The organism is Flavobacterium sp. FPG59 (assembly GCF_002150205.1).
GTDB lineage: Bacteria > Bacteroidota > Bacteroidia > Flavobacteriales > Flavobacteriaceae > Flavobacterium.
This window is the reverse complement of the sequence record NZ_MTCA01000166.1, coordinates 1-6,818: the sequence shown is the minus strand read 5'-3', so window position 1 is coordinate 6,818 and position 6,818 is coordinate 1. Positions and strand designations below refer to the sequence as shown.

7 protein-coding genes are annotated in these 6,818 nt (G+C 35.4%); all 7 read left to right on the top strand.

All coding sequences use genetic code 11. The features are described from left to right. Positions 1-43 precede the first annotated feature (43 nt). Positions 44-373, top strand: coding sequence for a translation initiation factor (locus FPG59_RS12405; RefSeq protein ID WP_086454909.1), 330 nt, complete (start codon positions 44-46; stop codon positions 371-373). A 134-nt stretch (positions 374-507) separates the two neighbouring features. Then, a complete protein-coding gene (locus FPG59_RS12400; RefSeq protein WP_086454908.1) occupies positions 508-1,380 on the top strand; it encodes a nucleoside phosphorylase in 873 nt (290 codons plus the stop codon). A gap of 88 nt (positions 1,381-1,468) precedes the next feature. Beyond that, positions 1,469-2,593 carry an SDR family oxidoreductase gene (locus FPG59_RS12395; protein ID WP_086454907.1) on the top strand — a complete coding sequence of 375 codons (1,125 nt, stop codon included), beginning with the start codon at positions 1,469-1,471 and terminating at the stop codon, positions 2,591-2,593. 120 nt (positions 2,594-2,713) lie between these two features. Next, positions 2,714-3,241, top strand: coding sequence for a GNAT family N-acetyltransferase (locus FPG59_RS12390; protein WP_086454906.1), 528 nt, complete (start codon positions 2,714-2,716; stop codon positions 3,239-3,241). Next, a complete protein-coding gene (locus FPG59_RS12385; protein WP_086454905.1) occupies positions 3,241-4,092 on the top strand; it encodes a substrate-binding domain-containing protein in 852 nt (283 codons plus the stop codon). The genes FPG59_RS12390 and FPG59_RS12385 overlap by 1 nt, the downstream gene beginning before the upstream one ends. 21 nt (positions 4,093-4,113) lie before the next feature. Beyond that, positions 4,114-5,046 carry a transglutaminase gene (locus FPG59_RS12380; protein ID WP_086454904.1) on the top strand — a complete coding sequence of 311 codons (933 nt, stop codon included), beginning with the start codon at positions 4,114-4,116 and terminating at the stop codon, positions 5,044-5,046. A gap of 79 nt (positions 5,047-5,125) precedes the next feature. Beyond that, entirely contained in the window at positions 5,126-6,565 is a 1,440-nt protein-coding gene (locus FPG59_RS12375; RefSeq protein WP_086454903.1) for an NAD(P)/FAD-dependent oxidoreductase, read from the top strand. Positions 6,566-6,818: the final 253 nt, after the last annotated feature.

Here is a 6,818-nt window from a genome sequence, read left to right as displayed (position 1 = left end):
AATCCGTATTATCCGTATTATCCGCGTTCAAAATCATAAAGTTATGGACTTACAAGACCAATTAAAAAACCTTTTCCCTGATCACGAACCCTTGCCAGAAGAGGTTGAAGCACAGGAACCCCACGAATTATACGTTCAAAAAGAGCCAATGATTTGTAAATTTGAAAAACGTAAAGGAAAAGCAACCACCATCATTGAAGGCTATGAAGGAACAGACGAAGATTTTAAAATTCTATCCAAAGAAATTAAAACTAAACTGAGTGTTGGCGGTACTTTCAAAGACGATTCTATAATCATTCAAGGAGATTACCGAGATAAAATAATGGAAATATTAAAACTAAAAGGATTCAAAGTAAAACGTGTTGGCGGATGATAGTGAGCTGTTTGCAGTCTCAGTATACAGTCTCAGTATACAGTCTTAGTATACAGTCTTAGTAAACAGTCTCAGTGAATAGTCTCAGTTTTAATATTCAGTTGAGCAACTTAAAACTTTAAACAAAAAAATAAATGATACAATCATCAGAATTAATATTAAATCCAGACGGTAGCGTTTACCATTTGAATTTAAAACCCGAAAATATTGCGCACGATATCATCTTTGTTGGAGATCAAAATCGTGTGGAGAAAATCACTCAGTTTTTCGATAGTATTGAATTTTCGACTCAAAAAAGAGAATTCAAAACCCAAACCGGAATTTTTAAAGGCAAGCGCATTACCGTGATGTCTACTGGTATTGGACCCGATAATATTGACATTGTAATCAACGAGCTTGATGTTTTGGTAAACATTGATTTAGAAACGCGTCAGCCAAAAGAAAATTTAACTTCCTTGAACATCATTCGTATCGGAACTTCAGGTTCTTTGCAGGCTGATATTCCCGTGGATAGTTTTGTGTTATCAAAATTTGGCTTGGGATTAGACAACATGCTTCGCTCCTATTTAATTGACGAAGTTTCGAATCTAGAAATAGAAGACGCTTTCGTTAAACATACTAATTGGGATCTCAAAAAAGGAAAACCGTATGTAATTCCTTGTTCTGAAAAATTAGAAAAAGTGATTGAAAGTGACCAAATGCATAAAGGAATCACAGCAACTGCTGGAGGTTTTTACGGACCACAAGGACGCATTCTTCGTTTGAACATTCAGGATGAAGCATTGAATTCAAAAATGGATAATTTTAAATTTGGAGAAAGTCAAATTACCAATTTAGAAATGGAAACCGCTGCAATTTATGGACTTTCGGCACTTTTAGGACACAATGCCTTGTCATTAAACGCCATCATTGCCAATCGTGCATCTGGAACTTTTAGCGAAGATCCTTATAAAGCAGTAGATGCCTTAATTGCGTATACGCTAGATAAATTGGCCGCAGGAATCTAAATCCATAATTCTCGAAACATACATTTGTAGTTTTAAAAAACAATTTATTCTTTTTTAAAACTACATTTGTTTTTTGAACAAACAACGAATGAAAATAATACTTACCGGTGCCACGGGCGTTTTAGGATCGCACGTCATGTATGAAATTCTAGAACTTTTTAGCACTTCTAATCCTGATGGAAAACTTTTTTTGATAGCTCGAAACAAAGGAAAAAAATCGGCCCACGATCGTATCAAAGAATTACTGACAAGCAGCTACACACCTTCTGTATTGCTTCAGCAAGGTTTTGAAAAACTTCAAAAATTTATCGAAATCATTGATACAGATTTAGCTGATATTCAAAATACGGTAACCGAAAAAATCAAGGGAGCGTACTTTATTCATTCGGCTGGATTGGTCAATTTATCTACAGATGAATCTCAACGTGAAAGAATTTTCAACGAAAATACTACGATAACCAAGTCCATTTTTGAACTTTTTCATCCGTTTATTACCAAATTTATTTACATCGGAACAGCATTTTCTTCAGGCAACCGAACAGGAATGATTGATAACGATTTTCATTCCTTAAATTTTGAGCCAGAGCATCGCAATGCTTACGAAAACGCGAAATTTGCTTCTGAAAATTTCATTGCAACAGCTTGTACAAAAATAGGTTTGCCTTTTCAAATTTTGCGTCCCAGCGTAATTGGTGGTAATATGCTAACTCCTGAAAACCCCTATTTTATCTCAAAATACATGGTGTTTTATTTGTTGGCCAAATTTTTCCACTTTACCTCGCAACGCAAAGGCGATCAAGAAAACGTGAGGTTTATTGTCAATCCCGATACGGTTTTAAACATTATTCCTGTAGACTATGTTGCAAAAGTTATTGTTTCAGTTTTTCAACGAAAAGATATTGAACAGTTAAACATAGTCCACAGAAAAAGCTTTAACATGGCTAACGGATTGAAATTGATTATGAAAGAGGTTGGCTATTCTAATTTTACTTTAATAGAAAACACAAAAGACTTTACCTATCAAAACACGATCGAAAAACTGTATTACGAGAGCATTGGTAAGCATTTGAGTCCGTATTTTACAACAGCGGCTAATGAGTACGACACCGGAATTCTGAACCAAATTTTAGAAATTCCGAGTTTAGATGACGACGCTTTTACCAACATGATTCGCTACGCAAAAAAACAGCATTTTAAAGATATAAATGTGTAATTTTAGGAGCTGTTTCCTGCTATCCGCTGTATCTCTTGTGTTCGCTAGCGCTACCACAAGAGGATGCCGCTTCTATCAGGGCTAAAACGCTTTTTGCTCAAGACTTCAAATTAATTTACCATGGACTTAATTCTAGAAACTGACCGATTACTTTTACGAGAAATGAAACTTTCAGATGCTGAAGCGTTGTTTGAAATGGACCGAAATCCTAATGTGCATCAATACCTTTGGAACAAACCCGTAAAAGATATTAGCGAAGTATATACAACTATTGAATCTGTCCAATTGCAGTACAAAAACAATAATATAGGTCGTTTTGTAATGGTTTTAAAAGAAACCAAAGAACTTATTGGTTGGGCTGGACTCAAATTCAATACGGAAATGGTCAATAACAAAATTCATTTTTACGACATTGGGTATCGCTTAGATGAAAAATTTTGGGGCAAAGGCTACGCCAGTGAAGCTAGTTTTGCGTGGTTGGACTATGGTTTTAAAACTATGAAAATTCCGGTTATGGAAGCAGCTGCACATACCGACAATATTGCTTCAAACAGAATTTTGCAAAAAATTGGACTACAAATTACCGAAACTTATTTAGAAGACGGTGTTTCTTGGAATTGGTACGAATTAAAAAATCCTTTTTTATAATGAAAACATTAAAAATAGCAGGAGTTCCTGAACATTTCAATTTACCTTGGCATTTAGCCATTGAAAACGGCGATTTTGAAAATGAAAATATAGACTTACAATGGACTAATGTTCCTGAGGGAACCGGTAAAATGTGTCAAATGCTTCGGGATGGCGAAACTGATATTGCTGTTATCCTTACCGAAGGAATTGTAAAAGACATCACAGCTGGAAATCCGAGTAAAATTGTGCAAGTATATGTTGATAGCCCTTTAATTTGGGGCATTCACGTGGCTGCTAATTCAAGTTTTAAAACCTTAGCAGATTTAGAAAACGCTAAAATTGCAATTTCTCGATTAGGCTCTGGTTCGCAATTAATGGCTTACGTAAACGCTAGTAATCAAAACTGGGATACAACTAATTTACAATTTGAAATCGTAAATACTATCGACGGAGCTGTTGAAGCATTAACCAATGGAACAGCAGATTATTTTATGTGGGAACGTTTTATGACTAAACCATTGGTTGATCAAGGTATTTTCAGACGAGTTGCAGATTGTCCTACTCCTTGGCCCTGCTTTGTAATTGCAGTTCGCGATGAAGTACTGCTCGAACAACCAGAAATAGTTGCGAAAGTATTAGAGATCATCAACCAAACCACGCAAGAATTCAAGGACATACCAAGCATTGACAAAACCTTGGCTCAAGCCTACCATCAAAAAATAGAAGATATTCAAGAATGGTTGCGATTAACGCGTTGGTCTAAAAAAGGATTAGAACCTCAAATGTTAAACAAAGTTCAAAATCAACTTTTTGAACTCGGAATTATTGATAAAAAAGGTACTTTTGAGAACATTGTAAAAACAGTATAGGGAACTGTTTTTAGTGTAACTATGATACAAAAAAAAGAAATTAATTTTCAGGGAATTAAACATCGTTTTAAGGTCAAAAAACCTTGGGATGACGTGATCATTTTTGTACTGAATGTATTAATTGCCATTCCGCTTTTTATCATTTTACATCAAAACTTAATTAACCCAAATTGGTTTTTGAATATTGATCGGGTAGTGATTTTTATCGTTATGGTCGTGGTAATTCAGCTAATTTTAAGGTTATTACGTACCATTATCATACTTTGTATTTTTGTTTATCTACTGGCTCTAATTTACGGTTCTACTATTGGTAATTATGGTTTTAATAGCGTTTATGACGACTACAACACGATGCTGTACACAATGTCTGATAATCCGTATCCTCAAGATATTATTATTGCAAAATTGTTGCCTTTTCCAAATAAATCAAAAATTGTAAATGCCATTGAATACCAAAACCCCAAGATTCGTAACTTTGCAATCATGGCTACGAATGAGCATTTTAAAGGAATAAAAGGCTACTCAGATTACAGAACGATCATTCAATGTTTTGCCGTTTTCAAAGAAATCAACAGCCGTTGGAATTACGTAAGTGATCCCAAAGCACGTGATTACATTGCAACTGCATCAGAATCTTTGCTTTATTTTTCAGGAGATTGTGACGATCATTCTATTTTAATGGCGGCCAGTATTAAATCTATAGGTGGTACCCCAAGATTGATACATACTACCGGGCATATTTATCCTGAAATTTTAATTGGAAACGAAGCCGATTTAGAAAAAGTCAATTTTTTGATCAAGAATATTCTTTTTCCTAAGGAAAGTACCAATCAAAAATTACATTATCACGTTGATGAACGCGGGCAAATTTGGATGAACTTAGATTATACGGCTCAATATCCGGGTGGACCCTTTTTGTCAGAAGAAATTTTGGGTGCCTTGACATTAGATTAAATGAACATCTTTTTTGTAATTCTTTAAAATAAGTCAAATCAAAAGTGTAATTTGTTTTAGAAAAAAAGTAACGAGAATAGTGGAAAATACAAAAACATATTGGACTCTTTGTCTCGAATGTAAAGGACGTGGTAAAAAAAGTAAAGGGCTAAGTAAGAAGGTTCGAAATAAATATTTACTTGAACTAGATATTTTTAACAAAAACAATCAAGTTAAACCAGCTCCAACGCTACCCAAAGGACACTTGTATGCTTGCTCACAGTGCAGCGGATCTGGCTTAATTAAAACGTTACATCCAGTAAAAGCAGATAAAGAAAATTACCCACATGTTGCCATTATTGGCGGTGGTATTGGCGGAGTTGCTCTTGCTGTTGCTTGTTTACATCGTGGAATTCCTTTTATAATATTTGAACGCGATAACAACTTTGAAGCCAGATCTCAAGGTTACGGGCTTACATTGCAACAAGCCAGCAAAGCTATTGAAGGTTTGGGAATTATTTCATTAAATGAAGGAGTAGTTTCAACAAGACATGTAGTTCACACGATTGATGGAACAGTTATTGGCGAATGGGGAATTAGAAAATGGATACAATCGGATGCTAAAACTTTTCAAAAACGTACCAACATACATATTGCACGACAATCTTTGCGCTTAGCACTTCTGGAGCAGTTAGGCGGGCATGATGCAATACATTGGGGTCACCAATTAACAAATTTTAAAATATGTAATGATGAAAGTGTTGATTTAAACTTTCAAGTGGATGGAAAAATAAAAAGCTATAAAGCAGATCTTGTCGTTGGTGCCGATGGCATTCGTAGTTCGGTACGAAGGTTACTTATTGGTGATGATAGTGGTACTTTACGCTATCTCGGTTGTATTGTAATATTAGGCATTTGTCCTTTAAAAGCACTTGAAGGTCTCGATAGTCCGCTACTGGATTCGGCTACTGTATTTCAAACTGCCAATGGCAAAGAACGAATCTATGTTATGCCTTATGATTCAGACTCGGTAATGTGGCAATTGAGTTTCCCAATGCCCGAAGAAGACGCTAAGGCTTTGAGTGCTCAAGGAGCTCAAGCATTAAAAGAAGAAGCGTGTCGCAGAACGCTGTGGCATAATCCTATTCCTCAAATTTTACTAGCAACACTAGAAGCTCAGATTTCTGGCTATCCTGTTTATGACCGAGAATTACTTAAGTCGGAATTTTTGGCGAAAGCCGGACCAGTAACCTTAATTGGAGATGCAGCTCATCCTATGAGTCCATTTAAAGGTCAAGGTGCAAATCAAGCTTTACTTGATGCACTTTATTTGGCTCGCGTAATAACAAAAGAATGCAGGCCATTATCGCAATGGAGAAAAGTTGGAATAAGGGAAAGTATATTAACCAAGTTTGAATTAGAAATGTTAGACCGTAGTGCTACAAAAGTAAATGACTCTGCTGCTGCCGCGCAGTTTTTGCATTCCGAAATTGTACTTCATGAGGGTGATGAACCAAGGGGAAGATGTTTGAACAGATAAATAGATTTGTTTTTTTAATACGCTTGCGACTTTCTATTTTTATTGTTTATTGGAATTTTAAAAAAGGTAATGTGGTCAAAAATAGTTGGTAATTTTTAATTTTAGATTAGTTAAATTAGCTCAGTCAAATTGAAGAGGACATTGGCTCTGCTGAGGAGCAACCAATTAGCAATAGATTTGATACATATACGAAAAATGAGGGCAGTTTATCTGCCCTTTTTTATACATTTTTTGGTATGTCTAATGGCTAAGA